This is a genomic window from Paenibacillus sp. P4_A7, from assembly GCF_056402455.1.
The window spans coordinates 1-2254 of sequence record NZ_JBFUHJ010000651.1; the positions used below are offsets into that span (position 1 = coordinate 1).

Genomic DNA, 2254 nt, shown 5'->3' on the forward strand with positions numbered 1-2254 from the left:
ACGAAGCCAATATTGCAGTGTCTCTTTTGAAAAGGAATGGGCTTTGCACCATGCAGACATCGTGAGACCACTGGCTTTGTAGTCAGCAATACGTGCAATCCAATCTTGGTAACGTCGTTCTTTATTCGTCATGAGACAGCCTCCTCGGTTTAGTTGTCTCATTTTCTCATGGATGCTCAGCCCATTGAAGGTGGACTAGGTTTGACGCTTACCTATATAGTAGTTTTTTTCTTTTTGATACTTAATAGAAATCTGCCAATTCTTTGATTGACCATTAAAAGTGACATTATCAGATCTACTAGAACAACCAACTAAAATTAAGAGTAGAACTGTAAAGGCGCTAAAAACAAATATTATCTTCAACATATTCACCCCTAAAAGAATTTAGAAACAACACTATGAGAAGTTGTAATAAACTAGATTGTTTAATATTWTCCCATTATATGGATTCCAATATTTAGACGCATATTATTCAGATTTGTTGCACTAACCTGCCCGATCATGCTGACAGACTGTTGTCGTGGTGCTATTATTTCCCGTTAGTGAAGCTTTTCGTCGTACAAAAAAACTGTCCCAAAACTTTCTTTGAAGACAGTTTTTTGCACAGTTTGTTACGTAGCAATCTCATGTTGCATGACTTTACTGCATTCTAAAAAACCTAACCGCTCCACTTTATACAAATCATAGATCAGTTGCGCATTATTTATCAATTTAAATAATTGATGGTTTATATCATTTGCTAATTTGGCATACGGTAGTTTTTCTACCGCCTTCTTCGATCGAGTATTTTGTTTACGGACTTTCAAAAATACCGTTTCAATATTATGTTCAAGAAATAGTTCAGTAAAAAAGGATTCCTTCGCTCGTTGGTTATAACCTTTTCCAAAATAAGGAGTTCCAATCCATGTGGCTAAGAAGCCTGTTTTATTAACAATATCATATAGATCAATGGTACCAATGGGATGTCCAATCTCGTTAAGAATTGTTCTAGAAATACATGTCTCCTGTTCTTCTTCAACGATCAACTGTTTGGTTATGAATAAATATTGTTCATAAAATTGGCATTTATAACGAACGTAAGGAAAAACTGCAGGATCCATCATTAAATTATACAGTGAATAGCATTCGTGCAAATCACGTTTTTTTAACATTAAATCTACCACCTAGTCCTTTTATTTCGCTATATCAAACAATTTAAGTATATAAAAGGACTTCGAGGATTTAATTAATTCTATATGGTTTTTGTGTAAAATTTATCGTAGAAATTGCATTCCATAACACTCTGGTGAACTCAAAAAGAGTCCTCGTTTATTATATGATTTTTTCTGAATAGGATAATTCTGCTTTACGCTTTGAATTCTACTAGGCTATCTGCCCAATAGCTTAAAGAAGCTGCCGACATCCTTCCGCCGTAGCTTCATTGTTAATGCATTAAGCTCTTGTACATCGTTAGAGAGTAATGATATCGATCTAAGTAGTGCGGGATTGCAGCCACTAATCAACTATGCTACCCGTTACTTCAATAGACAAAAAGGAGCAACTGCTGCGGCAACTGCTCCTTTTTATTGTTGAACTAAAGTTCTCCGTTAGTTCAACGTTTCTTTGCCAATTCTATAACCGATTGAATGAATGGTGCTTTCATTTCGGTGTAAGCCACTCTATTTTCTGGATATATGGATGCAAGATGCTTCTTAAGTTTGGCATATTCTAATACTTTCTCTGGATGGCTTCTGAGGTAATCACGGAATAAAAGGTTATTGTTCCATTCGTCACTGGTTAATTCATATACGTGAAGGTGATGTGTTCCTTTTCGCCATTCTCCTTTACGAAAAAAACGACGATTGGGAAACTCCAATTTATGAACATATTCGTAATCAAGCTTACTCAAATGTTTTATAAATGAATCTACTTCATCAAGATGATTCACACCAACAGCAATGTCCAATATTGGTTTAGATGGTAATCCGACTACCGAGGTACTTCCTATGTGTTCGATATAAACTATATTGTGTAGCAGAGTTTGACGTATCTTCGCCTTCTCTTTCTCAAACTCTTGAAGCCATTCTGGAGTATATTCTTTAATAACAACTTCCTCAGCCAAGCAAATCCCCCCATAGCAGATTTGTAATCTCGAAATTTTTTAGTAATTCCTTCTATAAGTTTGCCCGTTAGCTGAGAAGGTTGCCCATTTAACTCAGTTAAAATTTATAATTTGAATATGGTTCTAATCTACGAGTTATGTAATATTCAATTA

The 2254-nt window shown here is 35.2% G+C and carries 3 protein-coding genes; all 3 read right to left on the reverse strand.

Annotated features, from left to right (window positions below):
- Positions 1 to 162: IS66 family insertion sequence element accessory protein TnpA (gene tnpA, locus AC1DWN_RS32460; protein WP_477562964.1), on the reverse strand; the 162-nt coding region annotated here is incomplete at its 3' end.
- A 449-nt stretch (positions 163 to 611) separates the two neighbouring features.
- On the reverse strand, positions 612 to 1151 hold the full coding sequence (locus AC1DWN_RS32465; protein WP_477562962.1) for a GNAT family N-acetyltransferase: 540 nt from the start codon (positions 1149 to 1151) through the stop codon (positions 612 to 614).
- A gap of 440 nt (positions 1152 to 1591) precedes the next feature.
- On the reverse strand, positions 1592 to 2101 hold the full coding sequence (locus AC1DWN_RS32470) for a GrpB family protein (RefSeq protein ID WP_477562963.1): 510 nt from the start codon (positions 2099 to 2101) through the stop codon (positions 1592 to 1594).
- Between the last annotated feature and the right edge of the window lie 153 nt (positions 2102 to 2254).